This window comes from Halomonas sp. N3-2A (genome assembly GCF_002216165.1).
GTDB lineage: Bacteria > Pseudomonadota > Gammaproteobacteria > Pseudomonadales > Halomonadaceae > Vreelandella.
Genome location: NZ_CP022286.1, coordinates 4,338,163 through 4,364,140, shown reverse-complemented (window position 1 = coordinate 4,364,140; position 25,978 = coordinate 4,338,163). Strand labels below are relative to the sequence as shown.

Annotated in this window: 21 protein-coding genes; 9 read left to right on the top strand and 12 right to left on the bottom strand. The window is 53.1% G+C overall.

The annotated features are described in order from the left end of the window. The first annotated feature begins 21 nt into the window (after window positions 1-21). From ercA to CEK60_RS20200, 3 genes are read left to right on the top strand one after another with little or no spacing between them, the layout of a single operon-like run. The gene (gene ercA, locus CEK60_RS20210; protein ID WP_089040997.1) at window positions 22-1,185 is read left to right on the top strand and encodes an alcohol dehydrogenase-like regulatory protein ErcA; all 1,164 of its coding nucleotides are present in this window, start codon (window positions 22-24) and stop codon (window positions 1,183-1,185) included. Further along, window positions 1,182-2,879, top strand: a complete 1,698-nt coding sequence (locus CEK60_RS20205) for a PAS domain-containing hybrid sensor histidine kinase/response regulator (protein WP_089040529.1) — start codon at window positions 1,182-1,184, stop codon at window positions 2,877-2,879. The genes ercA and CEK60_RS20205 overlap by 4 nt, the downstream gene beginning before the upstream one ends. Continuing rightward, window positions 2,872-5,100 (top strand): insulinase family protein, encoded by a 2,229-nt coding sequence (locus CEK60_RS20200; RefSeq protein ID WP_089040528.1) that lies wholly within the window; start codon window positions 2,872-2,874, stop codon window positions 5,098-5,100. Before CEK60_RS20205 ends, CEK60_RS20200 begins: the two co-directional genes overlap by 8 nt. On the opposite strand, the gene CEK60_RS20195 is transcribed toward CEK60_RS20200, so the two are convergent. Together CEK60_RS20195 and CEK60_RS20190 are read right to left on the bottom strand one after the other, a co-directional pair. Further along, complete coding sequence (locus tag CEK60_RS20195; RefSeq protein WP_089040527.1) at window positions 5,090-5,761, bottom strand: response regulator; 672 nt, start codon at window positions 5,759-5,761, stop codon at window positions 5,090-5,092. The two genes, CEK60_RS20200 and CEK60_RS20195, sit on opposite strands and share 11 nt — an antisense overlap. 139 nt (window positions 5,762-5,900) lie before the next feature. Continuing rightward, the gene (locus CEK60_RS20190) at window positions 5,901-6,839 is read right to left on the bottom strand and encodes a LysR family transcriptional regulator (protein WP_089040526.1); all 939 of its coding nucleotides are present in this window, start codon (window positions 6,837-6,839) and stop codon (window positions 5,901-5,903) included. A 158-nt stretch (window positions 6,840-6,997) separates the two neighbouring features. On the opposite strand from CEK60_RS20190, the gene speB reads away from it, so the two are divergent. After that, a complete protein-coding gene (speB, locus tag CEK60_RS20185) occupies window positions 6,998-7,915 on the top strand; it encodes an agmatinase (RefSeq protein ID WP_089040525.1) in 918 nt (305 codons plus the stop codon). Between the two features lie 117 nt (window positions 7,916-8,032). Here the strand turns inward: speB and CEK60_RS20180 are convergent, their stop codons facing one another. Together CEK60_RS20180 and CEK60_RS20175 are read right to left on the bottom strand one after the other, a co-directional pair. Beyond that, window positions 8,033-8,680: a hypothetical protein gene (locus CEK60_RS20180; protein WP_089040524.1), complete on the bottom strand. Its 648-nt coding sequence runs from the start codon at window positions 8,678-8,680 to the stop codon at window positions 8,033-8,035. Between the two features lie 361 nt (window positions 8,681-9,041). Then, on the bottom strand, window positions 9,042-10,316 hold the full coding sequence (locus CEK60_RS20175) for an O-acetylhomoserine aminocarboxypropyltransferase/cysteine synthase family protein (RefSeq protein ID WP_089040523.1): 1,275 nt from the start codon (window positions 10,314-10,316) through the stop codon (window positions 9,042-9,044). Between the two features lie 258 nt (window positions 10,317-10,574). On the opposite strand from CEK60_RS20175, the gene CEK60_RS20170 reads away from it, so the two are divergent. From CEK60_RS20170 to CEK60_RS20165, 3 genes are all read left to right on the top strand, one after another. Next, window positions 10,575-11,336 (top strand): M48 family metalloprotease, encoded by a 762-nt coding sequence (locus tag CEK60_RS20170; protein WP_089040522.1) that lies wholly within the window; start codon window positions 10,575-10,577, stop codon window positions 11,334-11,336. Window positions 11,337-11,699: 363 nt separating this feature from the next. Continuing rightward, a complete protein-coding gene (locus CEK60_RS22440; protein WP_193059691.1) occupies window positions 11,700-11,876 on the top strand; it encodes a hypothetical protein in 177 nt (58 codons plus the stop codon). Window positions 11,877-12,145: 269 nt separating this feature from the next. After that, window positions 12,146-12,940 carry an IclR family transcriptional regulator domain-containing protein gene (locus tag CEK60_RS20165; protein ID WP_089040521.1) on the top strand — a complete coding sequence of 265 codons (795 nt, stop codon included), beginning with the start codon at window positions 12,146-12,148 and terminating at the stop codon, window positions 12,938-12,940. A 303-nt stretch (window positions 12,941-13,243) separates the two neighbouring features. Here the strand turns inward: CEK60_RS20165 and CEK60_RS20160 are convergent, their stop codons facing one another. Further along, the gene (locus tag CEK60_RS20160) at window positions 13,244-14,179 is read right to left on the bottom strand and encodes a LysR family transcriptional regulator (RefSeq protein WP_198361403.1); all 936 of its coding nucleotides are present in this window, start codon (window positions 14,177-14,179) and stop codon (window positions 13,244-13,246) included. Window positions 14,180-14,249: 70 nt separating this feature from the next. Here CEK60_RS20160 and CEK60_RS20155 point away from each other — a divergent pair, with 70 nt between their 5' ends. Then, window positions 14,250-15,173, top strand: coding sequence for a carbon-nitrogen hydrolase family protein (locus CEK60_RS20155; protein WP_089040520.1), 924 nt, complete (start codon window positions 14,250-14,252; stop codon window positions 15,171-15,173). 159 nt (window positions 15,174-15,332) lie between these two features. Continuing rightward, window positions 15,333-16,232: a LysR substrate-binding domain-containing protein gene (locus CEK60_RS20150; RefSeq protein WP_089040519.1), complete on the top strand. Its 900-nt coding sequence runs from the start codon at window positions 15,333-15,335 to the stop codon at window positions 16,230-16,232. 3 nt (window positions 16,233-16,235) lie between these two features. Here the strand turns inward: CEK60_RS20150 and CEK60_RS20145 are convergent, their stop codons facing one another. From CEK60_RS20145 to CEK60_RS20115, 7 genes are all read right to left on the bottom strand, one after another. Continuing rightward, window positions 16,236-17,420, bottom strand: a complete 1,185-nt coding sequence (locus CEK60_RS20145) for an MFS transporter (RefSeq protein WP_089040518.1) — start codon at window positions 17,418-17,420, stop codon at window positions 16,236-16,238. A 53-nt stretch (window positions 17,421-17,473) separates the two neighbouring features. Further along, window positions 17,474-18,970 (bottom strand): tripartite tricarboxylate transporter permease, encoded by a 1,497-nt coding sequence (locus CEK60_RS20140; RefSeq protein WP_089040517.1) that lies wholly within the window; start codon window positions 18,968-18,970, stop codon window positions 17,474-17,476. Between the two features lie 9 nt (window positions 18,971-18,979). Then, complete coding sequence (locus tag CEK60_RS20135) at window positions 18,980-19,483, bottom strand: tripartite tricarboxylate transporter TctB family protein (protein ID WP_089040516.1); 504 nt, start codon at window positions 19,481-19,483, stop codon at window positions 18,980-18,982. Between the two features lie 277 nt (window positions 19,484-19,760). Beyond that, on the bottom strand, window positions 19,761-20,966 hold the full coding sequence (gene pcaF, locus CEK60_RS20130) for a 3-oxoadipyl-CoA thiolase (RefSeq protein ID WP_089040515.1): 1,206 nt from the start codon (window positions 20,964-20,966) through the stop codon (window positions 19,761-19,763). Further along, on the bottom strand, window positions 20,963-23,053 hold the full coding sequence (locus tag CEK60_RS20125; protein WP_089040514.1) for a 3-hydroxyacyl-CoA dehydrogenase NAD-binding domain-containing protein: 2,091 nt from the start codon (window positions 23,051-23,053) through the stop codon (window positions 20,963-20,965). The genes pcaF and CEK60_RS20125 overlap by 4 nt, the downstream gene beginning before the upstream one ends. Beyond that, window positions 23,046-25,160, bottom strand: coding sequence for an acetate--CoA ligase family protein (locus CEK60_RS20120; protein ID WP_089040513.1), 2,115 nt, complete (start codon window positions 25,158-25,160; stop codon window positions 23,046-23,048). The genes CEK60_RS20125 and CEK60_RS20120 overlap by 8 nt, the downstream gene beginning before the upstream one ends. Continuing rightward, window positions 25,157-25,954 (bottom strand): enoyl-CoA hydratase/isomerase family protein, encoded by a 798-nt coding sequence (locus CEK60_RS20115; protein WP_089040512.1) that lies wholly within the window; start codon window positions 25,952-25,954, stop codon window positions 25,157-25,159. Before CEK60_RS20115 ends, CEK60_RS20120 begins: the two co-directional genes overlap by 4 nt. Window positions 25,955-25,978 lie beyond the last annotated feature (24 nt).

The window sequence follows — 25,978 nt, the reverse complement described above, 5'->3', positions numbered from 1 at the left end:
AACGATAAACGAGACCGCCCCATGACTTCGCCGCTCACACAACTTCGTAAGTTTGTCGCTCCTGAAATTATTTTTGGCGACGGGGCGCGCCACGCTGCGGGCAACTACGCCACTACATTCGGGGCAGAAAAGGTACTCCTGGTCTCCGACCCCGGTGTGTTGCTGGCAGGTTGGGTCGCCGATATTGAAGCCAAGCTGCTGGAAGCCAACATTGCCGTTGAGCGCTTTACCGCCGTATCACCCAACCCACGGGTCGATGAGATTATGGCCGGTGCCGAGGTCTACCGTGAAACCGGCTGCAAAGCGATTGTGGCAGTGGGCGGCGGCAGCCCCATGGACTGTGCCAAAGGGATCGGCATCGTCACCGCCCACGGCGGACATATTCTTGATTTCGAAGGTGTGGATACGATTCGCGTGCCCATTCCGCCGCTAATTTTTATTCCCTCAACAGCGGGTACTTCGGCGGATATTTCCCAGTTTGCGATTATTTCCGACCAGCAGCGGCGTATGAAATTCTCAATCATCAGCAAAGCCGTGGTGCCGGATGTGTCGCTGATCGACCCTGAAGTCACTATGACCATGTCGCCCTATCTCACCGCGTGTACCGGGGTCGATGCACTGGTGCATGCCATCGAAGCGTTTGTTTCAACCGGTAGCGGCCCGCTTACCGATGCCCATGCCTTAGAAGCCATGCGCTTAATCAGTAGCCATCTTGAAGCACTGGTGGCGAACCCAACCGACGGCGAGCTGCGTGCCCAGGTAATGCTGGGCAGTATGCAAGCGGGTCTGGCGTTTTCAAACGCCATTTTGGGCGCGGTACACGCGATGTCCCATAGTTTAGGTGGCTTCCTGGATTTACCCCACGGCTTATGCAATGCCATGCTGCTAGAGCACGTGGTGGCCTATAACTACGAAGCCGCCCCAGACCGCTTTAAGCGGGTGGCCGACGCCGTGGGTATCGACTGTCGGGGGTTGTCACAGCAGCAGATCAAAAAAGCACTGTTTCAGTACTTAGTCGACTTAAAACATGCCGTTGGCCTAGGCGGAACCCTTGGCGTGATGGGCGTCTCGCGTAGCGATGTGCCATTTCTCACTAACCATGCGTTAGGTGATCCCTGCATCCTGACCAATCCACGCCGTTCCAGCTCAAGAGACGTGGCGGTGGTTTACGAAGAGGCACTATGAAAAAAGCCAGCGATCCCTCGGGCTTTTCGGTCAGCGACCTACTCGGGCTTGGCCAGCAGTCGGCGCGTAAAAGCTACTATCGCGAGCTTTCCGTACGCTTAGAAGAGCTTGAGGTGGAGCGTAATCGCTATAAATGGCTGTTCGAAAACGCGCTGCACGGTATTTTTCAAGCATCGCTGTCCGGCAAACTGCGCGCCGCTAACCCGGCGCTTGCCGCCATGCTTGATGATAGTAGCGTGGTGCATACACTCGAGCGCTGCGCGCGCTTTGACGCGCTGTTTGTTAACGCATCGACTGGGCAACAACTGCGCGATCTGCTGCTCGCGCAAGGCCACGTAACCGGCCAAACCACCTGGCTGCAGGGCGCATCCGGGCATCAAGTACCCGTGGCAATTACCCTAATACGTAAGCCCGCCGAGCTTGCCGGGGACGAAGACCTGATCGAAGGCTTTGTGGCAGATATTACCGAGCGCGAGCGCGCGCGCCAGCATTTAGAAACCCTCAACGCCCATTTGGAAGCACGGGTAGCTGACCGCACCCAAGCGCTTGAACGGCTCAACGAGGAGCTTAGAAGCGCTCGCGATGCCGCAGAGTTTGCTAACCAAAGTAAAGACCGCTACCTAGCCGCCGCGAGCCATGACCTGCTACAGCCCATGAACGCTGCACGCTTATTGGTAGCCTCGCTACAGGAACGGCTGACCGACAGCGAGAACCTGTCTTTGATTGAGAGTGTGCAAAACTCACTGGAAGGCGCCGAAGCGATTCTTTCCGATCTGTTGGATATTTCACGGCTGGATCACGGCCAGGTACAGCCACAACTACGCCACTTTAAACTCGACGATATCCTCAGCAATCTGGCGGATGAATTTTCCCCGGTGGCGCAACGTAAAGGGCTCACGCTGCGCTACGTGCCTTCTCATCAAGCGGTGACCAGCGACCCTTATCTACTCAGCCGCATTGTGCGCAACTTTCTTGCTAACGCCTGCCGCTATACCCAGCGTGGCGGCATCTGCCTGGGTGTCCGCCGCCATAACGACGACAGCCTGGCCGTGCAAGTTGTCGATAGTGGTATTGGTATTCCCGAAAGCGACTACCAGCTTATTTTTCGCGAGTTTCACCAACTTAACGCTACGCGTGCACGGGACCGCCAGGGCGTTGGCCTGGGGCTTGCCATTGTAGAACGGATTAGCCAGCGCCTTGAGCATCCGCTCTCTGTGCGTTCTGCACCCGGCCAAGGCTCCTGCTTTGCTGTTACGGTGCCGCGTGCCAGCGCTATTTCCTTTAGCCAAGCCCCCGCTCCCAGCGCGCCGCTCTCCGCTGGCAATGAGTTTGAAGGGCTTCGCGTGCTGATCCTGGATAATGAACCAACGATTTTGCAAGGCATGGCGCTGCTGTTAAGTGAATGGCAGATCAGTTGCGATACAGCCCTGGATGTCGATACCGCTAAAGCCAGCCAGGAAGCACCGGATATGCTGCTGGTCGACCTGCACTTAGATGACCATATGACCGGCCTGGAGGCTATTCGCCAACTTCGCCAGCACTGGCACGACCCGCACCTTCCAGCCGCTATTCTCAGCGCCGACCGCTCTGACCACTGGCAGCGCCGCCTGCGTCATGCTGGCGTGCCGCAATTAAACAAACCCGTTCGCCCCGGCAAACTGCGCGCGCTGCTACGTAGCCTGCTTAATGGCTAAGCTTAGCTTTCAACAAAACTGTATCTCCCTGCCGAACGGGGCGCAGGGAGTGCTGGCCCAAGCGCCCCACTTAACCCGCGCTCACGTTAGCATCGCCATTGCGGCGGGCTATTTGGATGAGCCGCGCGCCCTGCCAGGGCTGGCTCATCTGCTCGAGCACGTGCTCACTACCGCGCCGCTGGAAGCGTCTTCTAACATCAGCCTGCTTACTTGGCTTGCCCAACACCAAGGTAGCCTGAACGCCCATACCGATGACTACGTCACCGATGTACATTTCTCGATACCAGCAGAGACCTTAGAATCAGCGGCGCTCACGGTTGCCAGCCAGCTCGCCAGGCCTGCGTTTTCGCCATCCGTCATTTGTGCTGAAGTCGCCGCTATCGATGCCGAGTGGCAGGCCCGCCAGCACAGTTCGGCGATGCAACGGCTGTCAGCCATCGCCACGCTCAGCGACCCTCAACATATCTGTGCTGGCTGCCGTCACGGCAATGCGCAAACCCTAGGTAGCGACATGGCGCTATTACTTGAAGCGCTCACCGCGTTTCACCGCGACCACTACCACGGCGGCCGCGTTAGCATCGCCATTATTAGCCCTTGGGACACGGAAACGATGGCCCGCCTGATTAAACGCATGGCAACGCTGTTTAGCCCACCCACACCCAGCGCTCTTTCGCTTGCCATTACGCCCCGGTGGAGCCATCTGCCCCACGCGAAGATAGCCAGGACGGGCAACGCCGTTGAGCTACTGTGGCCGCTGCCCTCGGCCATTGCTCGTCATCAGCTTATCGCCCTTAGCGGCTTAGCTGATTCGGTACAGCAAGGCTACCTAGTGGAGCAGTTACCTGATTCGATTACCGACTACCGCGCAACGCTGTCCCCTAGCGGGGCGACAGACGCCTTTAGCTTGACGCTAAGCGGCACTGCGACACAGGAGCAGGTGAAAGCCCTTGCGGCGGCCCTCAGTGAGCGCTTAGCAGCCTTCTTCGCAACCCTGCTCGGCACAGCACCTAACGATCACGACATCGTTTGGCAGCCACCCGCTGAGACGGTGCAGTTAGCCCCGGCTTGGTTTGCACACGCCCGCCGCCAAGCGCTAGCTCGTCGCTTTGCTACGCCACCCTCTGAACATCAGCCAGCCGCAATCCTGTTTGCGGCTAGTAATGCCCGTTGGCTACTAGATAACGCGTCCCCGTCTCCATCGCCCTCACCACCCGCTTTTGATGCTTTTGATAGACAACCAGCGGCTTACCCCGCCGTGCAGCATTGGTGCGGTCAGTACGGTGTTAGCGATGATTTTGCGGCACTTGCCACCACCGCCTGGGCGGCCTGCTTTGTGCCCGGCGCAGTGATTGTACCCAGCCCGCTCACCGCTCAGCGGCTGGCGCTTCAGGCTATTGTCTTCAAGCAGGAGAACTCGCCCCACGGCAGTTGGGTGATAGCGATGGGTAGTCAAGCCAACCAGGCCATGGTGGCGCTGTTGGAAGACGCCGTACTGGCTGTCTCTAAGGCTCAACAAGGGCTGCTGGCTCAGCAGTTGATACAGCGCTTAACACCATTGCCTGCCGAGCCTGTGGCATGGGTTTCCCATCACCCAGGCGCCGCTGCCGTTTGCCAAGCGCTAGCAAACCTAGCGAGCCGCGTCGCAATACGCGCTGAGCAGCCTCCCCCTGCTAGCCTAGCGACTAGCACCGCCATCATGCGGACACTGAGCCTACCGGGCACACCCAGCCAGCGATTACTATTGGCATTTGCGGAGCAGCACCACAGCGCGGCTTTTTTTCAGCAGGCGCGCTATGACCATCACTTGGGCTATGTGGCGGCGGTTCGCAGGGGCGACGGCGCGCCTTGCTCGCTTGGCTATGTCGTGCAAACTAGTAAGGCAGGGAAAATCAGCAAAGACGCGGGCTCGGCAGGGGGGAAGCCGATAGAGGAAAAACGGATAGCGGAACAGCTACGATCGATCACCGACGCCCTCTGGAAAACGTCGGATAGCGTTCTGCAGGCGCAACTGTCGACGCTAACACCGCCTGAAACGCCACTCGCGGCGCTGGTTCTCCAGTGGCAAAGCCTCTTGGCTGGCACCCATCAACCTCTGCATCGCCTCGGACAACAACGCATCGATTCACAGGCCCTTACCAATTTACTCTCTCAGGTAAACACCCTGGGCCACTGGCAAACCCACTGGCTGGATAGCGCTGGCCACTATTTTGTCAGCGATTGAGGAACTGGGAAAAATCGATATCGTTGGCGGATAAAATCGCCTGTACTCGGCTGGTCACCCCCAGCTTGCGCAAGATCGCTGACACGTGGGCCTTCACCGTGGTTTCCGCAATATTAAGGTGATAGGCAATCATCTTGTTAGATTCACCGCGCGTCATATGCTCCAATACTTGTAGCTGCTTGCGGGTCAGCAGGCGCAGTTGTTCCGCGGTAAACCCTTGGTCCTGATGGCGACGCTTGCGGATACTGTCCGGTGCGCGCATGGCATCGGCAGGTAGAAAGATATTGCCTTCCAACACCTGGGCAATGGCGTGGCGCATTTGATCACGGGGCAGTGATTTGGTGATAAACCCCGCCGCACCACAAGAGACTGCCTGCAGAATAATCTGCTTATCCTCTTCCGCAGACACGATCACCACCGGAATCGTAGGCTGCTCATTACGCAACTGCAAAAGCCCTGTTAACCCGTTCATGCCGGGCATATTTAAATCTAGCAATATCAAATCAAGATCAGGATCTTGCTGGGCATGGGCGAGGGCCGAATCAAAGTCTTCTACCTCGATAACCTCAGCATCTGCGTAAGCTTCACGGATCACTCGCGCCATGGCATCGCGTACCAGGGGATGATCGTCGGCAATCAGGAGTTTATATGTCGCTGTCATTATTATGGTTGCCTGTGGTTTAGCCAAATCCCGCTTACTGTGTCTTTTATAACACTCTACTAAGTCATCTCTACTAAGTCACCACTACGGGGTCATCCGCCTTTAGTGAAGCAACTTCCCACCACCAAGCGGAGCCCGGCTACTGCTCAGCGGCTTTCTGCTTAAAGGTGCTAGCAAATTCGATCAGCGATTGCGTCAACCAAATGAGGGCGGGATCGTTGGCATACAGCCCATGCTGAATCAGCGTCATATTAAGTACAGGTAACTCTTTAGGCGGCGCGACGATCCGCACCGGCAGCATCGTGATAAACCGTTCGGCCATTTGGCGTGGCAACGTCATGATCGCATCAGTGAGCGCAACGACCCGCGCTGCCGCAATATAATTTAAGTTCTTTGAAATCACCCGGCGGCTTAAGCCGTGCTGCACTAAACAATTATCGATATTACTGGGTCTTAAACCGCTGATATCAGACAGTGCCACATGGGACTCACAGGCAAACTGCTGAATAGTCAGTGCATCACCTACGCGATCATTGTCAGTCGCTGCCAAACAAACCAACTCCTCATCCATCCAAAGATGCTGTATGACACCACTGGGCAGCACACTTTGGCTATCCAGCCCGACCACCATATCCACTTGGCGCTGCTCCAGCCCTTCACTCAGTACGTTGGGGGTGATCAGCTCAATGGAAAAGCTGATATCCGGCGCATAAGCCAACAATTGGCTAACAAACGCCGGATACATCACCTCTTCAAAATAATCCGTGGTGGCCAGGGTGAAATGCCGCTCGCTGGTGGCGGGTAAGAAGTTGATCGGCGGGGCGAGGCCTTCCTGCAACATGGCCAGTGCCTGCTGCACGACTGGCAACAGCGCCAGCGCACGAGGCGTTGGCTGTAGACCATTGTTGGTACGTATTAATAATGGGTCGTCCAACGCATCGCGCAGCCGTTTTAACGCATGACTAAGGGCGGGCTGGCTTAAATGCAGCTTTTCCGCTGCTCGTGTCACGTGACGCTCACGCATCAACGCTTCAAATACCAGCAGAAGATTCAAATCAAAATGACGAAGCGAACGCATAGCGCCTCACTATTTACCCAGCGAATGGTTTCATTCTAAACATTCATTTCATTCATTGCTGAAAATTCCTTATCGTCGCGCTACTTCAAGCCCTATCCCCCTGTTTTATTGCTACTGCACGCCATAGGAGTACACGATCGGTGACCCCATCTCAGATCATGCCAAGCCTGTTTGGTGATGTTATCTCTACCTTTATGGGCGTGCCGAAGGCCACCGACCCTAAAACGACCGATGCTGAGGTCGTGGTGAGCGGTGTGCCCTTTGATCTAGCGTGTTCAGGACGATCAGGTACCCGCATGGGCCCAAACGCCATTCGTCAAAGCACTGCTAACCTGATCTGGGAAGGCAAACGCTGGCCTTGGGACTTCGCCTTGGAAGAGCGGCTGCGGGTATGCGACGCGGGCAATCTGGACTACGCCTACGGTGAGCCGGAAAGCCTAGTCGACAACCTTGAGACCCACGCATTGCGGTGGCTAAAAGCCGATAAAAAAATGCTGACACTGGGCGGTGACCACTATATCAGCCTGCCCCTGCTACGCGCTCATGCTCGGGTGCATGGCCCACTGGCACTGATTCATTTTGATGCCCACACCGACACCTACGAGCAAGGCACGCGCTTTGACCATGGCACTATTTTCCACCATGCCCTAAAAGAGGGCTTGGTAGTGCCGGAGCACTCGCTGCAAATTGGTATTCGCACCAGCTATGACCGCCATAACCACCCTTATGAAGTGCTGGATGCAGACTGGGTAAATGATCACGGCCCTGCCGCCGTACTGGAGCGTATCCGTGCCCGTGTTGGCCATCATCCAGCTTATATCAGCCTAGACATTGATGGCTTAGACCCTGCCTACGCGCCAGGCACCGGGACACCGGTATGTGGCGGCATGTCTACCGACCTGATGCTAAAAGTGATCCGTGGCATGGTCGGCATGCCGTTAATAGGCATGGATGTTGTTGAAGTAAACCCTGCTTACGACCATGGCGATATCACGTCACTCGCCGCAGCCACGTTAGGGCTAGAGTTTTTATATACGCTGGCCGCGTCTAAGCGTGTTGAAAAGTTAAGCGTGTAAGTCTCGCTTCGCGTTGCCGCCTCTTCGCTCACAGCGTTGAGGCGGAATAAGGTTGAGAAGTCGTTGAGAAGTAGACGGCTACTGATGATCACATGGAGTCACACGTGCAAGGCGACGTTAACGTGCGCTTTGCTCACGCACAGCAGCAAGATCCCAGTCACGCATTAGGTCGACGGCGACATCCTGGGATTCCAGGTTTTCCCCCTTCACCTGCATCATAATCCGACCATCGAGTAATAACGTCACTTCCGCATGGGAGCGCTCAGGTTCCCACTTCACCACTGCTGCTTCACGCCCCAAGCGAACACGCTCCATATTTGGCTGCGCGGCGATCATTGCCGGATTGTTAAACATTGCCCCCATGCTTTGTATCAGCGGGCTATCAAGCATCATGCTCGCGGTTATCTGACCATCGCCGTCATCTTGTTGATAAGTGCGCTCAAGCGACGTACCACCAACGCCAAACATGGCGGCGGCTCCCCCTCCTGCGCCGCCGGAGGTCGCTTCATGTGCCGTCCAACCCTCCGGTGCGTCAGGGAAGGTTTGGGCAATCAGGCCTGACATCATCTTGCGCATATCTTCAATAGCAAATTCCAACTCGGTAATTGCCGCGCCGTACTCTTGCTCTTGATAGAGTTCAAGACCTAGTTCGATCTGTTCAACAACCTCATCCGCTAATGCGCTTTGTGCGGCAGGAAAAAGTAATACGCTAGCCACTACCGCTGCCTTGAGACGATGAGTCGACACGCTGTGATTCAACTCCATGACAGTTCCCTCTTTGATAGGTTTTGTTAGTTATTGTGATCCCACTCTATGGGAAAGCGCCTGCATCGCTGCTATCGCTTATGGAATTAGCTTTATGGTGCTAGCTTTAGTTTTGATAGCATTAGCAATATCGTCAAATTTAAAGTGATATCTAACGTTGAGACATGCCTAACATCAGCCCCTACCCGTTTGTTTGAACCGGATCGAAGCCTCTAACGTCATGCACTTAGCCGAAGGGGCGCGCAAAGAAAGTAGCGATTAAAAGTTGCGTTACACAACGTAATAACGCTAGGCAACCAAGTAGTTAACTACCTATCACCTAGCGTTAGAAAACGTGGACGGCATCCGAATGAGAGGCGCGTTACCCTTGAGAAGCCGCTAGCGCTTGATCAATATCTGCTAACAGGTCGTCGATATGCTCAATGCCAATCGACAAGCGCACCATATCCGGCGTAACGCCTGCGGCCTTTAACTCCTGCTCATTTAACTGGCGGTGCGTGGTGGAGGCTGGAATGGAAGAGCAGCTTTTAGCATCGCCGATATTAACTAAACGCAGAATCAGCGCCAGGGCATCGTAAAAACGCTCACCAGCGGCCTGGCCTCCCTCAATACCAAAGCTAAGAATTCCCGAGGCATGGCCGTTCATATAATGCTTGGCCAGCGCATGGTCAGGATGGTTTTCCAAGCCCGCGTAGTGCACCCACTTCACCAGCGGATGGTTTTCCAAATGCTTGGCAACGGCTAACGCATTGGCACAAATGCGCTCAATACGCAGTGATAGCGTTTCCAGCCCCTGAAGCAGGTTCCAGGCCGCTTGGGCAGAAAGCGCCGCGCCCATGTTGCGCAGCGGCACCACGCGGGCACGGGCAATAAAGGCGGCGGCGCCTACATCGCGGGTATAGCTAACGCCGTGATAGGAGATGTCTGGCTCGTTAAGCAGCGGGAAACGGCTGGCATTTTCCGCCCAGGGGAATGTACCTGAATCAACAATCACTCCGCCCACCGTGGTGCCGTGGCCACCGATATATTTCGTGGCCGAGTGAACGACAATATCCGCTCCGTGCTCAATGGGACGACATAAAAACGGCGTAGCGGTGGTGTTATCAACAATCACCGGCACCCCATGACGGTGCGCTGCATCAGCCAGTTTTTGCAGATCTACCACGCCACCGGATGGATTACCGATGCTCTCGCAAAATACCGCTTTGGTACGCTCATCAATTAACGCTTCAAGGCCATCGATATCATCTTTATCGGCAAACCGTACTTGGATGCCTTGGCGTGGCAAAGTGTGGGCAAACAAGTTGTAAGTGCCGCCATACAGCTCACTAATCGAGACGATATTATCGCCCGCTTCAGCGATGGTTTGGATCGCATAGGTAATCGCCGCCATACCAGACGCCACTGCCAACCCTGCAATGCCACCTTCTAGCGCGGCCACCCGCTGCTCCAGCACGGCGCAGGTTGGGTTCATAATGCGCGAGTAAATATTTCCTTCCACTTTCAGATCAAACAGATCCGCCGCGTGCTGGGCGCTATCAAATGAAAACGACGTGGTCTGGTGGATCGGCACAGCAACTGCGTTTTGTGAATCAGGCGCATAGCCATGGTGGAGGGCAATGGTTTCAGGCTTCATAAGAACAGCTCGCTAATTGATGAAGGATCACTCTTGATCCTAAACAAGCACCACGCTGAAGGCCAACGTCGTTTAGTCGAGGTAATCAGCCTGATATGTCAGATATTGCACTTATCTATCCCCATAGATATCCCCATACGTTGCTAGAAGTATAGAGTCACCTATTAATATACAGTATAGTTAGCCTGTTGGAATAAGCGTCATGTTAGACTCTCGACTTCCATTATTTATTCATACCTATCGACAAAGGAACTGGCGATGCAAACAACGCCCCTAGTACGTAAAACATCCTACACCTTAGGTTTAGCTGCCGTACTCACCCTCACCGGCTGTCAATCAGGCGCGGATATAGGCGGCATGATCTCTGCTGGCACCGGCTTAGCAGGCGCTGCCACTATGAGCGACGAGCAAATGCAGCAACTCGGCGACCAGACAATTGCCCAGCTTGATGCCGAAAACCAGCTTGTCGCCAGCAACAGTCAATATGCCGAGCGGCTGGCAAGCCTGACCCAAGGTTGGGAAAACATCGACGGAAACGACCTTGAGTACAATGTCTATCAGTTGGATGACATCAACGCTTTTGCGGTACCCAACGGCTCTATCCGGTTGCATACCGGCCTAATGGACGCAATGACAGACGATGAAGTGCGTTACGTTATCGCTCATGAGATTGGCCACGTGGCGCTAGGACACTCCAAACGTGCTTTCCAAGTTGCTTACGCAGCATCGGCTGCGCGTGAAGCCGCCGCTGCCAGCGGAAGTGCTACTGCAGCAGCACTGTCAAGCTCTCAACTTGGTGAGCTAGGCGAAAAGTTGGTGAATGCCCAGTTTTCCCAACGTCAGGAAAATGAAGCTGATGACTACGCTGTTGAGCTGATGCAGCAGTACAACCTGAATACAGAAGCCTCTTTGACTGCGCTACGCAAATTGGAAGCAGCATACGGCAACAACAGCAGCTTTTTCTCCAGCCACCCCGCCCCGGGTGAACGAGCAGAACGCCTTGAAGCTACGCTAAACTAAGCGCAGCGTAATACTTCACCGCTCGCCACTTCATTGCCTTGCCAAGTAAGCGCCTTTCGGTCTTGCTTGGCAACGGCATTAGCCTATTCGCAACTATTTGCCCCCTGCCACCCGCTACCTAACACAAAGCAGTCGTTTGACCTCACGGGAGCCACGTGACGTTTCACCCGTCGCGCCTCGTTTTTGTGCGTTAGTGACCAAACCTAGCCCTCTCAAAAACATTCTAAATAATAGAATGGTTCGAATATTTTTAATCAATTTTATAATTATGTTAGCCTGCTTACAATATCTCTCGTCGTCCACATAGCGATGAACAGTCATCGCAAATGTAGAGACGTTTTATTTAACGTGAGGTTAAAAGTTATGAAGTTAATCAATACAGTAGCAGCCGCCGCTCTAATTTTATTCTCTGGTGCAGCACTTGCCGAGCGCGGCTCTGGTGAAGCCAATAAGATCTCCTACCCTGATTCATCAGCGCAACACCAAACCGACGCGAGCACGTTCAGTGCTGCTGAGTTACCGATTAGAAATTCGAAGTAATCAGCAACCTTCCTAAATCAGGAATTTGCTAATGGGTGGGCCTTTTGGTCCACCCTTTTTCATAGATAGAAAGAGAGATATATGAGCGCTGATGCCCCTGCATAGATGCAAATGCTCGCTAGCAATCTCTAGAGACTTGCTGTTAGGTCTTTATTAAGCCCCCGTAAGTTAACTCCGATTCACCACGGAGAAACGTCTCTTGTTGTTCGCCATTCGAACAAAATGTTATTTTCTCGCTTCGTATCCACATCGACGCAGCCGAGACACTCATGAGTAATGCCCTACCAGAAGATGCTTTAAAACCGACGGATCGTGATTTTGTTGCCGCGCTGGCCAGCGGGCTGGAAGTCGTGATGGCGTTTGATGAGACGCACACGCGGATGACACTCAGTGAAGTCGCCGAGCGCACAGGCATGAACCGCGCGAAAGCACGGCGATTTTTACTGACGCTCCACGCCCTTGGTTATGTACGCAAACAGCAACGCTACTTCGAGCTAACCCCCAAAGTGCTACAACTGGGCTACTCCTATTTAGCGTCTAATAATTACCGAGGCGTCATTCAGCAGTATCTGGAGGATATTACCCGCCAGTGTGGTGAGTCTTCATCGCTTGGGGTGCTCGATGGTGACGACGTTATCTATCTGGCCCGCTCAGCTGCCCCGCACCGCTTGATGGCAATCACGCTTTCCGTCGGCACTCGCCTACCGGCGGCATACACATCCATGGGTCGAGTGCTCCTTGCCCAGCTGCCGGATAGCGAGCTGGATAACTACCTGAGCCAGCTCACCTTAACGCGCTATACCGACAAAACTATTACCGATAGCGCATCACTAAAAGCGGCGATTCAGCAAGCGCGGGAACAGGGTTATGCGATTACCGATCAAGAGTTGGATTCCGGCCTGCGTTCGATTGCTGTCCCCGTATTTGATACCCATGGGAAACTGGTCGGCGCGATGAATATCAGTACCAATGCCGCCCGCGTGGATATGCCTACGCTGCTAGAAACTTACCGGCCGCTATTGATGGAAAAAGCACAGCTCATTCGCCAATCGGTGAGTGTATAACCAAGATGAATGCTTAAAATGGCCCAGGCTATGGTCAAACGGCAAGTCCTCTCCACTTGATGTCTGTGACGACTTGCCTATTGCCTGTTGACATCAAGACGGTTGCAGAAGAGCCCAACCTGGGTCAGCGACATCAATATGCTAAACGTCGCTACACGCTCTCAATTGTGACTCGATCAAGTAGTCACCCACTACTTAGCCGGCGCCTCTCCTGAACCACCAATATCCACGCATGAGTGACGCCAACGCCACCTTGGAAGCCGGCACAGCTAATCGGCCTCCCTCGCTATCTCGCCACATTGACTAAATAGAATGAAAACACTCCTCTACCAATGGGCGTATTGCCCTTAGTAGCACATCATTCCCATCAGCCGTTCTCCACCCTAGCTCAACCGAAAAATGGCCCAACGGTAGCGGACAGGGCAGCACCCGCAGCCCTGTCATGGCAGCAATTGAAACGGCCGCGTGCGCCGGTATGGTAGCAATCGCCGACGTCCCTTTCAGTAAGTAGGGCAAGGCAGCAAAATGCGTTGTAGCAGCGACGACACGGCGCGACAGCTCTCGCTCCGCTAATGCTTCGTCGACGATACCCACAAAACCACCCGATGACACCAGGATATGCTCAGCGGAAACGAAGCCTTCGATATCTAGCATTGCTGTCGTCCAGTGTTCAGGATCCACTACACAGGCGTAACTCGCCTCACCGAGTAGACATCGGCTCAAGCCACTTCTTGCCAATCCTCCTGAGCTAATCGCCAAGTCCAAGTTTCGTCCTGCCAGGGCATCAGCGACCACCTGGCTGTGAGCTTGCCGGAAAACCAGGCGTAAGCCGGGCATTGCGTGCGCCGCACGCTCGATCAGACGTGATCCAATGGCGATTTCAAAGTCATCGGAAAGACCAACTGTCACAGACCGCCCCTCAAAACTGCGTCCTGATGGCGACACCATGGCAAGGCTTTGGCGAATTTTTTGCAGCGCCTCTGAAACAACGGGCTTCAACTGTTGAGCAAGCAGCGTCGGCGCCAGCCCGCGCCCGGTACGCAGAAACAACGGATCACCGTAAACGTCTCTCAAGCGCTTTAATGCCGCACTCACCGCCGATTGGGTCAACCCTAGCCGCGTTGCTGCGCGACTCGCACTGCCCTCTTCATAGAGAGCTTCAAATACCTTGAGTAAGTTCAGGTCCGTTTTTGCGATATCAACTTTATTCATAACAAACAGAAACAAACCTATCTTCATTAATATCGCTATAGCTTATAGCATTTTTTTGTAATCAACTTTTGACGCGTTTTTTCCAAAGGTATCCAGCATGACGCAAACGACCGTTGCCGCTCTCCAAATCGGCTCACTCCCCTCAGGCAAAGCCGCTACACTCGATCTCATCCTCTCCTATGAATCTGCAATTATTGAAGCGGGTGCCACCTTAGTGGTGTTGCCCGAAGCCGTACTCGGTGGCTATCCCAAAGGGGAGATTTTCGGCACTCGGCTTGGCTACCGGCTACCCGAGGGCCGTGACGTTTTCGCTGCTTACTTTGCTAACGCAATTGATGTTCCTGGCCCTGAAACAGAAGCTCTTGCTGATCTCTCGGCGCGTACCGGGGCAACCCTCGTGGTAGGCGTTATTGAGCGTGATGGCAGCTCGCTCTACTGCTCAGCGCTATTCTTCGACCCTGAACAGGGGCTTATCGGCAAGCATCGCAAGCTGATGCCAACAGGCACAGAACGGTTGATTTGGGCTCAAGGCGATGGCTCCACCCTAACCACTGTGAATACCCAAGCGGGGACTGCAGGTGCCGCTATCTGCTGGGAAAACCATATGCCGTTGCTGCGCACCGCTATGTACGCCAAGGGGGTTGAAATATGGTGCGCCCCCACAGTGGATGAACGCGATGTATGGCAAGCATCCATGCGCCATATCGCCCACGAAGGGCGCTGTTTCGTCGTTAGCGCCTGCCAGATCCAACCCTCTCCCGCCGAGCTTGGCATTGAGGTAGCAGATTGGGACAGCAATCGCCCGCTGATTCGCGGCGGCAGCCTGATCGTTGGCCCGTTAGGAGACGTGCTTGCAGGACCGATGCGCGAACAGTCAGGCTTGCTAACAGCGCAGGTAGATACCGCCCAACTCGTTCAGGCACGCTATGACTTTGATGTTGTTGGGCATTACTCCCGCCCTGATGTATTCGAGCTAACCGTCGATGAGCGGCCAAAGCAGGGGGTCGTCTTTAATTGCTAACGGCCTTTTACCACTGGGCAGACGTTACGTGCTTCAGCAAAAGCCCCCTCGCTAGCCTCGATTCACACTAGCCATTGGGTTACTATCAGAGTGTTACTGTATTGTTATGCAGCAGCACTCACCCACACGTCAGCTGTCAGCGACACCGTTGGTAACCCTATGAGCCATCCACTACTCCCCCTCAATCCTCTCAGAGCGTTTGAGGTAGCTGCCCGTCTACGTAGCCTAACCCGCGCGGCAGATGAACTGCATGTATCGCAAGTAGCGGTTAGCCGCCAAGTGAAGGTGTTAGAAGATTATCTTGGGGTAGCGCTTTTCACTCGTTTACATCGCGGCATTGAGCTCACGCAAGAAGGTGCGGAACTTTACGCGGGGGTTAAGAATGCCTTCCGTGAACTCGAAACGGCATCACGCAAGGTGTCACGCAGGAATCAACGCGATGTACTGTCGATCCAATCCTATACCACCTTCTCGCAGCGTTGGTTAATTCCTAGATTGGCCGACTTTCACAATAAAAATCCATTGCTTGAGGTCAAACTCTCATCGTCCTTAAAGCCCGTAGACTTTCCTACTCAAAGCGTCGACGCCGCTATTCGTTCAGGACATGGTGATTGGCCAGGCTTACACGCTGAGAAACTAGTTGATATTGAGCTTATTCCGATTGTCTCTGCTTCTTTATGGAATGCAGAAGGCTTGGCTAAAGATGATCTTTCCAAGGTACGTCTACTGCACTCAATGGCGCGTCCAGACGACTGGAAGACATGGCTCGCAGAAAGCGGTCACGTGGTCGCTAATGCAGAGTCTGGCATGAAGTTCGATAACTCAGCGTTAGCCTATGAAGCAGCGTCAATGAATATTGGCTGCGCCATCGCGATTAGAGTATTTGTCGAACGCCAACTGCAGGAAGGGAGTTTTGTTGCCTTATCAGATACGGTGTGTCGCACTGGAGAGGCGTACTACCTAACTTGGCCAAAAGACGCTCGCCCTTCTGATGCGCTCATCAAATTTCTTGAATGGATGAAAGCGCTGATAGGACACCCTTTAGGCCAGTCTGATTGATGTTTACAAAGTTTGGTGCTGTCGTTTCAGCCATTGAAACACTGCCAAATGCAACAGCAGCAGTACTCCACAGGCGAAATACGCCACTGTAAAACCGCTAAGCTGCGTAACTAGCCCTAGCAGTAGTGGCGCAGCAAACTGCATCGCCCGGTTAGCCATTAAACGCACCGCCAGGGCATGTGCGCGCTGATGCTCAGGCACTGACTCGGCGATAACCACCATAGAAAGCGGTTGTGAAAGTCCCACTCCTAGACCCACAAAAACCGAAAACAAGCATAACCAATAAATATTCCCCGTCATGCCGACCAACATTAACCCCAACGCCATAAATACCAGAGTGAGTGACATGGTGGCGTATCGGCCATGAAGTAGGCCAACAATGGCGCTGGTAAACGGCCTAACCGCCATGGAGGCAAACGCACGTAGACTTACTAGCAACCCAATAGTAGTTCCCGAGAGTGCTAAGCTTTCAAGATAAACAGGAAAATAGCTGCCATGGGCACCAAGTGCCAACATAGCGGCCAAAGAAATAATTAAAGATAACTTCACACCTAGGGAGGTTTTCAGTAGATGCCACTGCTGATCTACACTAGTTAAAAAACTAATACTCGGCTGTTTGTTCGCCAACGCTCGCTGGTTGGACATTAGCAGTGACACCAGTGTCACTAAAGAGGCAATAAAGGCACCATAAAAGGCAGCTCCAGGACCACCGCGGTGATCAATGATCCAACCAGCCAGTAACGGCCCTAGCATTTGGCCAATCGATAAGTAGGTGGTGTACCAGCCAAAGTACTTTTCAAGTGTCGTACCCTGCCCGAGATAGGTGATTGCCGTTTGCGCAGAAATAATCATCAGCAACTGGGCCAAACCAATGACTAACTGCCCCGCAATTAGCCCTTGAAAGCCTGGAATAACTACCAATAAACCGGCGCCAATAACCATTGCGGCAGCGCCAAGCTGCAACGTACGGGGACTACCTAGCCGCGCTACAAGTGAACCAAAAGGAAGTGCCAGTAGCAGTGGCAATATGTAGGGAGCACTGACGATTAAGCCCAGTATTAACGGCGTTGCGCCTAGTTCAATGGCGGCTAGTGGCACCGCTACCAGCAACATCGTCTGTACGACAAAAGCGGTGCCTAAACTTAAACAAATACAGGCAAACTCTTTATTCATAGCACCTTTTTGCATGGCACGCTGACCTCCCTGTCAATGTCGCTAATGGTTCTCTAAATAACCTCTTGTTAATTAGCGCGCCGGTACCCCTTCACTTTTTTTCGGAACACACCAAGCGCAGGAAGTAAAAATGACAATATTGCGACCATCAGCAATATTGCACTAAGCGGATTGGTAATAAAGGTGGTCACATCACCGTTTGAAATAGACAGCGCACGACGCAGGTTTGTCTCCAACATATCACCCAGCACCAGGGCTAAGATGATCGGCGCTAGAGGAATATTCGCTTTACGCAACAAATAGCCGATTACACCAAACGTTAGTGCTACATAGACCGGGAACATAGAGCTTGTCGACGCATAAGCACCAATCAAACTAATCGAGGCTACAATAGCAGCAATAGCTGGGCGTGGAATATCAGCCACTTTGGCCCAAAATCTCGCGCCAGCAAGGCCAATAAAGACCATGATAGGCACACTGATCCACAGCGAAACAAAAACGGTATAGGGAATTTCAGGACTGGTGGTAAATAGCAAGGGCCCTGGTTGTACGCCATGGATCATTAAAGCACCAATCATAATGGCCGTGGTGGCGGAGCCGGGAATCCCCAATGCGAGCAGTGGAGAAAGCGACCCAGAAACCGAGGCATTATTGGCCGTTTCAGACGCAGCGATGCCTTCGTAACTACCTTTACCAAACAACTCAGGCTCCTTTGAGAAACGCTTTGCTACTGCATAGGAGACAAAAGAGCCAATCGACGCCCCTGCACCAGGTATAACGCCCACAAAGTAACCAATTAATGAGCTACGTAAAAACAGGAACTTCATCTTATAAAAGGTTTTGAAAGGCACCTCTAAAATACCGCTCATGGGCTGATTCTTTATTTTATGGCTTGCTCCCGCCTCAATCATGAAAAGCACTTCTGAGAGGGCAAATAAGCCTAACAGCACAGGTACTAATGGAAGACCCTCAAAAAAGTCCGGATGGTAGCTAAAGCGAGGTACGCCAGTCTGACTATCTAGCCCCACGGTAGCCAAAGCTAGCCCGATGCCCATTGCAAGGGCACCTTTTAACAGCGACCCCGAGGAGAAACTAGACACTAGGCTCAGCCCCAGCAGAGCAAGTGCAAAATAAGCGGAGGGTCCAAAGTTTAACGCATACTCAGATAGCGGAACGGCAGTTAAAAATAGCAGTACCGTACTGACAAAGATGCCGATACCTGACGAGATGATCGAGATATTCAGCGCAATACCGGTCTTGCCTTGCTTGGTTAGCGGATAGCCATCCCATGCAGTTGCCACCGCTGCTGCTGTCCCTGGGGAATTCAATAAGATCCCTGATATCGCACCGCCATACTCGGCTGCAGCAAAAAGAGCGACCAGCATGACGATAGAAACAAGCGGATCCATGCTATAGGTGAAGGGAATCATCAAGGCAATCCCTAAGCTCGGCCCTAACCCTGGAATAGCCCCTATTAGATAGCCAATAAAAGCACCTGCGACAAGGCCCACAAGTACCATGGGGTCTGCAAAAGCATTCAGCCCTATTAAAAGATTATCAATCATGTTCGAACCTCAATCAAAATAGACGCCGAGCACCAGCACAAAAATTGCGTATATGCCAAAAGACAACAGCGGTGGCAGCGTCAGCAATAGCGAGTAACGTGTTTCACCTCCAAGTTTCATTAACAAAAAAGCGAGTAGCGTAATTGCAACAATTAGCCCTACCCACTCGAGCGTTAATACAACAGCAGCCATCACAATAATTGTTAGCAATACTTGTAGAGGTCGACCAACTTCAATAAACAGCTCACTTTCTTGGCTTGGTCTATTCAGTAAATTGACAACGATCAAGAGTATCAACGAAGCGCCAATCAGCATTGAGACAAGCAGCGGAAAGCCACTAGCACCAACACTACCAGAGGAGCCATAGCTAGGTAGGTTCACGGCTTCTCTTACATATAAAACAGTAGCAATGAGTAGTAATAAGTAAATTACCAACTCAAGCCACTTTTTATTTATTTTCAATATTTTCACCCCTTCTTCAGATAAAGGGGTATTTGAGCTTTCATTACTCATTGGCGACCTCCAGTATTTTTATAGTTAATAGGTGTAATAAAAAATGCATTCATACACTTAGTTTTATCGACACCCTGTTTCTAACAGCCAAGCTTCTAACAACATTTTTTTTGAAGCAATTTTATGTTTAATCATGGCTTAGGGTGGCCAAAAGAGAAACTGACCATTTATCAGGTTTGGCCACCACTAACATTAGGCTGAAATACCACTAAAGGATTATCGACAATAGAGAAGGGAGGAAAGTATTGGCTTGAAAGACGGTTACTGGGGACTCACTTCAGAGCCGCTCAACGACCAGTGCAATCCCTTGTCCAACCCCCACGCACATAGAACACAGTGCGTAGCGACCCTCTATGCTTTCTAGCTGGTTTAACGCCGTTGTCACCAACCGAGCACCTGATGCGCCTAACGGATGGCCTAGCGCAATAGCACCTCCATTTGGATTAACCCTTGGATCCTCATCTGCCAGCCCTAAACGCCGGCATACCGCTAAGGCTTGAGCTGCAAATGCTTCATTTAGCTCAATCACATCCATTTGCTGCAGGGTTAGGCCCGTCATCCGTAAGATTTTTTCAACAGCGGGAACAGGCCCCATTCCCATTACTCTGGGGTCGACCCCCGCCGTTGCCATGGCCACAATGCGTGCTCGTGGGCGTAGCCCAAAACGTTCTACTGCTTGCGGGTTCGCCAGCAGTAATGCGCAGGCACCATCATTAATCCCCGAGGCATTGCCTGCTGTTACAGTACCATTCTCTTTGACGACACCACGCAAGCCACTTAATGCCTCCAGCGTCGTTGCAGGGCGTGGATGCTCATCTGTATTCACAATAATGTCTTGCTGACGACGCTGAGAAACAGTTACCGGTATGATTTCTTTGGCAAAAAAACCTGCATCGTGTGCCACTTGCCAGCGCTGTTGGCTACGCAATGCAAAAGCGTCCTGATCATTGCGTGAAATCCCTTCTTCTTCAGCAACGTTCTCAGCCGTTAAGGGTAAAGCATCAACGCCGTGCATCGCTTGCATTTTAGGGTTAATTAAGCGCCAGCCAATGGTGGTATCTTCTAACTGCTGGGTGCGTGAAAAAGGTTTATCGGCCTTACCCATAACATACGGTGAGCGACTCATGCTCTCAACACCGCCTGCAATTAATAGCTGCGCCTCTCCACAGCGAAGGGCACGGGCAGCGCTGCCCACCGCATCCAGCCCAGAACCACACAGCCGATTAAGCGTCACACCAGAAACGCTGGTAGGTAATCCCGCTAAAAGCGCAGACATTCTTGCTACGTTGCGATTATCTTCGCCTGCTTGGTTGGCGCAGCCGTAAATCACTTCATCAATTTGTTGCCCGCTTAATTGCTCATGACGGCTCATTAGCGCTTGAATCGGCAATGCCCCAAGATCATCAGCACGGATAGCGGAAAGTGCCCCATTAAAACGCCCAAACGGTGTGCGAACGGCATCACAAATCAATGCGTCTATCATAATGAGGACTCCTCAAGCCTGTGATTATTCAGGTTTACTTTCTGCGACTTAGCACGCTGATGACCTTTGCCGCTAATATCGGCCAGCTTATCTAGCTCGCTCTGAAGTTCGCCACTGTCCATCTGGCGAGCAATAAAGAGGGGGCCTCCTCGCCATCGTGGGAAGCCATAGCCATTGACCAACGCAATATCAATATCCTCAGGCCGCTGGCACACACCCTCTTCCAGCAACAACAGGGCTTCGTTGATCAAGGCAAGTACAGCGCGCTGTTGTATTTCCTGCTCGCTAAATGCTTTAGCCGCGATGGTGTGCTCTTCTCGGTAGCCTTCAATAATCTGAGCGACTTCTGGGTCAGAAGTTAGTCGCATTGCCTTGTCATAGCGGTAATAGCCACTGCCGGTTTTACGCCCTAAACGGCCCACTTCGCAAAGTAGATCCGGTATGCCGACGTAGCGTCTCAAGTGCCGGGTATCAGCGGTTTGCTGGCGCATTTTCCAGGCAATATCCAGCCCAGACATATCCGCCACTTTAAAGGGCCCCATGGCGAAACCATAGGCTTCCAAAGCGGCATCAATTTGCTCAGGGCTAGCCCCCTCTTCCAGCATAAATTCACACTGGCGCCGATAGGCCGCATAGAGCCGATTGCCCACAAAGCCCCATGAATTGGCGACCACGATCGCTTTTTTCTTTAATCGCCGTGTAACGGCCGCTGCGGTGCTTAAGGTCTGCTCGCTGGTGGTTTTACAGCGCACGATCTCCATTAGCGGCATTCGGTCGGCAGGACTAAAGAAATGCAGCCCTAGTACACGCTCCGGGTGGGGAATACCCTCAGCAAGTTGATCAATATCAAGGTAGGAGGTATTGCTTGCCAGTAGCGTGCTTTCGCTAACCCACTTGGCCAAATCAGCAAACAGCGAGCGCTTGATGGACAAATCTTCCACAATGGCCTCAATGACCAACTCAGTGCCAGCAACATCAGGTAAATGCTGAGTAGTCTTCAGGCGAGATAGCGCGTCATCACGCCGCGCCTGTGTTAACCGCTGGCGTTTAACACCTTCATCCAACGCCTGAGTAATTCGCGCCACACCTGCTTTAAGTGCCTGATCATTTAACTCTAATAAATCGACGCTATAGCCTGCCTTCAGCGCACAAAGGGCAATACCGCTGCCCATGGTACCTGCACCTACCACCGAGATACGTGCAATTGGCATGGCCTTAACTGGCTGGGTAGGCACGAAGGATTTTTCACGCTCGGCAAAAAACAGATAACGCAGCGCTTGAGCAGACTCACTGCCCCGCAAGGCTAGAAACTGAGCCCGCTCTTCGGCAATAGCGGCGCTAAAGCTTAGCTTACCCGCCCTCATCACTACCTCAGCAGCGACCGGTGCTGCGGGCAAACCTCTGGCACGGACCAGCAGCTTGCTGACCTTAGCCTGTAGTGCCTGCTCATCAGCCAGTGGCACACCGCGTTCCGCTAGTGGCTGTTTGCCACCCTGGTAGCGATTGGCGTAGTCCACTATCTCTGCTTCTAGAGCCTTGTCTTCCTTGGCCTGGAGCAGCTCATCTACTAACCCCACTGTATGGGCTTCAAGCGCCGTTATGGGCTTGCCTGAGACGATCATATCCAGCGCCAGGGGTAGACCCACTACCCGAGGTAAACGCTGGGTACCACCAGCTCCTGGGATGACTCCCACTGTCACTTCAGGCAATCCCAGCAGTGCACTAGTGGTTGCGATGCGGCTGTCACAGGCTAACGCTAGCTCTAATCCGCCGCCCAGCGTATGCCCGCTAATCACCGCAATCACCGGCACTGGAAAGGCACTAAGCGCTGCGGTGACTTGCGGTAGAGTGGGCTCAGTCGGTTCATGTTCCAACTCGCGCAGGTCGGCCCCCGCCATTAGGTTCGGGCCTTTTCCCATCAGCACCACGGCACGACTTTGCTGAGTATCAATCTTAGCCAAGGCCTCCAAGATTCCTCGGCGCACCGCGTCATTGCTGCTATTCACCGGTGGATTATCCAAGGCAATGATGGCGATCGCGCCTTGCTGGCGAAAGTGAACACGACCTGCCCCCTGTGTATCAGCCATGGGAGCTATCTCCTATTGCATTGTCGTCCAACACTAGAACCGCATCGGCAGCAACCACACCCAGCCCTTCCGGCATGACAAAGAGGGGATTAATTTCAGCTGTCGTCAGTCGATCACCTAACTCAGCAGCCAAGGCTGAGAAAGCAACGATTGCTTGAGCTAGCGCCTGTGTATCACGCCGTGGCGCACCGCGATAACCATCGAGCAGTGGCCAAGTAGTCAGTTGCTGCATCATTTCCTGCGCCTGCTCTAACGTCAGGCTACCCTGTTCGGGGAGTAGGCGAATCGCCGTATCTTTAAATAACTCTGCCGTCACGCCACCAGCACCCAACAGAATTGCCGTGCCTAGCGCATCGCGATTAGCCCCCAGAATTAGCTCATGACCACCTGCCACCATGGCTTCCACCAAGAAGGTATCAGGGCGACGCGCAACGTGCGCTTCAACGTCACTCACCATCTGATCAAAGCGCTGACCAATCGTATCGCCATTCAAATGCAGCGCAACGCCACCAATGTCACTTTTGTGCAGCAAGTTGGCATCCATCACTTTTAACACTACGGGATCACCTAGCTCACTGGCCGCACGCTCTGCTTCCTCACGAGAATGAACCACTCGGCTGGGTGGTACGTTTATGCCTGCCTGGGCGAAGATCTGTTTGGCAGCGGCTTCATCAATTGCACCATTTGGCAAAGCACTCAAGTCAGGCAGTGATACTTTTGAAGGCTCACCGTCTGCGCGCAGCGGTTGGCCAATAAAGTGCAATGCTTCCAGCACCGCGCTGCAACTCTCCGGTGAACTAAAGCCAGGAATCGACGCTCGATTCAAACGCTGCAAGGTGCCCGGCGCATAGGGGCTAACGTAGGCCAGCAGTGGCTTATTATTGGTCGCTAAGCTATCGCTGATCGCTCCAACCACAAGGTCCGGCATCGCCAACCCGGAAGAGCCAATAATCACTATCAAAGCATCGTAACTGTCACTTTCGAGCAGAATGCGAATAGCTTGGCGCAACAAATCAGGTTGCAACCCCGCCAGAGTGACATCAATCGGATTACGATCTAGCGCGGTAGGCGTATCGCCTTGCAAAGCGCGCAATTTTTCTGCCGTAGCGTGATCGGGCGCTGGCGTATCAAAGCCATTGACGCCCAAACTATCGGCAATCAATGTGCCAGCACCACCGGTAGAAGTAAGCACAGCAACACGACGACCAGCAAGCTGGCGGCCAGCGACTAGAACCGCAGGCACATCCAAAAACTCGTCAAAGGTGTTAACGCGAATCACCCCTAACTCGCGGAAAAAGGCATCGTAAACTCGGTCTTCTCCAGCCAGGGCTCCGGTATGCGAGCTAGCGGCACTAGCGCCAGCCTCTGAACGACCAATTTTAAATACCACCAGCGGCTTGCCCGCCGCACGAGCACGCAAGGCAGCTTCACGAAAACGAGCGGGGTGGCGAATACTTTCCAGATACAGCGCAATCACCTTAGTATTCGGATCGTCAACCAGGTAATCCACAAAGTCGCTGACTTCCAGATCCACCTCATTACTGGTGGAAATAAGTGACGATAGGCCGATACCCCGCCCTGCCGCCCGCGACAAGAGCGCTCCCAAAATACCACCACTTTGAGAAACCACCGCGACGCTGCCCTTGGGCAACTCGCTGACTTCCAGCGCGCCACTAGCAGAGAGCGGAATACCTGCCGATAAATTAACCAAGCCAATAGTGTTCGGGCCGAGGATTCGCATACTGCCCGCGGCTTCTTTCAGCTCGTCCTGTAATGCTTGGCCTGTCTCCCCAGCTTCTGCATAGCCACTGGCCAGCACAACGGCCGCTTTACAGCCTAGCTGTGCTAAAGAGCGCACCGCCTCAATACTGCGCTTAGCATTCAGCAACACCAGCCCCACGTCGGGAGCCTCGGGTAATGCCTCAACATTGGGATAGCACGTGAGCCCCTGAATCTCAGTGGCTTTCGGGTTAACTGGGTAAATCGAGCCTTTGAAACCATGCTTAAGTAAATAAGAGACCGGCAGCCCGGAGGTTTTTTTCGGATCCGCTGAGGCACCGATGACAGCAATGCTTTTAGGGTTAAGGAGGGCGTTAATTTGACTCATTGTTGAGCCTCCTTCATACGATCAAGAAATGCCTGTACTGAGGTACGGTGTTCTTCGGAGGTGTAGCAGATACCTTGAGCTTTACTGCCTTCAGCAAACACTTGCTGTTCAGACATTTCATAGCTTTTATTGATGATTGATTTGGTGAGGGCCACTGCGGTACGCGAACCGCTGCTCATTTCGTCAGCCATCGAGTGAGCCACGCTGAGCAATTCATCAGCACTGCAGCGCTGATCAGCAATACCTAACTGCAACGCCTCATCCGCACTCACCCTTCGCCCACTAAAAATCAGTGCTTTGGCACGCGGCAACCCTACTCGGCGTGGTAGGAAGTACATGCCACCGCCATCAGGCACTAGCCCACGAGCGATATAAGCCCAGGTAAAGTGGGCATAATCAGAAGCAATCACGAAATCACAAGAAAGCGCTAAATCTGCGCCCAAACCAGCCGCTGCCCCATTCACCGCCGCGACGGTAGGAATAGGTAAATTGAGGAGTAAGCTTGCAGCATAGTGAACACCCTGCTGTCGTTCCCAACCGTTAAAGCCAACGGTCGCGGGATCTGCTTCCATCCGCGTTTTCATACCGGCAATATCGCCGCCCGCGCAGAACCCCTTGCCGCTTCCCGTTAGCACTAAGGCACGAATAGAACGGTCAGTACGAATATCAAGTAAATGGGCTACCAACTCAGCGCGCATGGCGTCGCTCATAGCGTTACGCTTATCGGGGCGGTTTAGTGTCAGCAGGGCAATACCATTATTGATTGAGCAGGTCACTAACGAATCTTGAGTCATAACAACACCTTCTAATAAGTTATT

Coding starts and splice junctions, on each gene's coding strand:
- ercA (WP_089040997.1), top strand. CDS start 22: ATGACTTCGCCGCTCACACAACTTCGTAAGTTTGTCGCTCCTGAAATT.
- CEK60_RS20205 (WP_089040529.1), top strand. CDS start 1,182: ATGAAAAAAGCCAGCGATCCCTCGGGCTTTTCGGTCAGCGACCTACTC.
- CEK60_RS20200 (WP_089040528.1), top strand. CDS start 2,872: ATGGCTAAGCTTAGCTTTCAACAAAACTGTATCTCCCTGCCGAACGGG.
- CEK60_RS20195 (WP_089040527.1), bottom strand. CDS start 5,761: ATGACAGCGACATATAAACTCCTGATTGCCGACGATCATCCCCTGGTA.
- CEK60_RS20190 (WP_089040526.1), bottom strand. CDS start 6,839: ATGCGTTCGCTTCGTCATTTTGATTTGAATCTTCTGCTGGTATTTGAA.
- speB (WP_089040525.1), top strand. CDS start 6,998: ATGCCAAGCCTGTTTGGTGATGTTATCTCTACCTTTATGGGCGTGCCG.
- CEK60_RS20180 (WP_089040524.1), bottom strand. CDS start 8,680: ATGGAGTTGAATCACAGCGTGTCGACTCATCGTCTCAAGGCAGCGGTA.
- CEK60_RS20175 (WP_089040523.1), bottom strand. CDS start 10,316: ATGAAGCCTGAAACCATTGCCCTCCACCATGGCTATGCGCCTGATTCA.
- CEK60_RS20170 (WP_089040522.1), top strand. CDS start 10,575: ATGCAAACAACGCCCCTAGTACGTAAAACATCCTACACCTTAGGTTTA.
- CEK60_RS22440 (WP_193059691.1), top strand. CDS start 11,700: ATGAAGTTAATCAATACAGTAGCAGCCGCCGCTCTAATTTTATTCTCT.
- CEK60_RS20165 (WP_089040521.1), top strand. CDS start 12,146: ATGAGTAATGCCCTACCAGAAGATGCTTTAAAACCGACGGATCGTGAT.
- CEK60_RS20160 (WP_198361403.1), bottom strand. CDS start 14,179: ATGAAGATAGGTTTGTTTCTGTTTGTTATGAATAAAGTTGATATCGCA.
- CEK60_RS20155 (WP_089040520.1), top strand. CDS start 14,250: ATGACGCAAACGACCGTTGCCGCTCTCCAAATCGGCTCACTCCCCTCA.
- CEK60_RS20150 (WP_089040519.1), top strand. CDS start 15,333: ATGAGCCATCCACTACTCCCCCTCAATCCTCTCAGAGCGTTTGAGGTA.
- CEK60_RS20145 (WP_089040518.1), bottom strand. CDS start 17,420: ATGCAAAAAGGTGCTATGAATAAAGAGTTTGCCTGTATTTGTTTAAGT.
- CEK60_RS20140 (WP_089040517.1), bottom strand. CDS start 18,970: ATGATTGATAATCTTTTAATAGGGCTGAATGCTTTTGCAGACCCCATG.
- CEK60_RS20135 (WP_089040516.1), bottom strand. CDS start 19,483: ATGAGTAATGAAAGCTCAAATACCCCTTTATCTGAAGAAGGGGTGAAA.
- pcaF (WP_089040515.1), bottom strand. CDS start 20,966: ATGATAGACGCATTGATTTGTGATGCCGTTCGCACACCGTTTGGGCGT.
- CEK60_RS20125 (WP_089040514.1), bottom strand. CDS start 23,053: ATGGCTGATACACAGGGGGCAGGTCGTGTTCACTTTCGCCAGCAAGGC.
- CEK60_RS20120 (WP_089040513.1), bottom strand. CDS start 25,160: ATGAGTCAAATTAACGCCCTCCTTAACCCTAAAAGCATTGCTGTCATC.
- CEK60_RS20115 (WP_089040512.1), bottom strand. CDS start 25,954: ATGACTCAAGATTCGTTAGTGACCTGCTCAATCAATAATGGTATTGCC.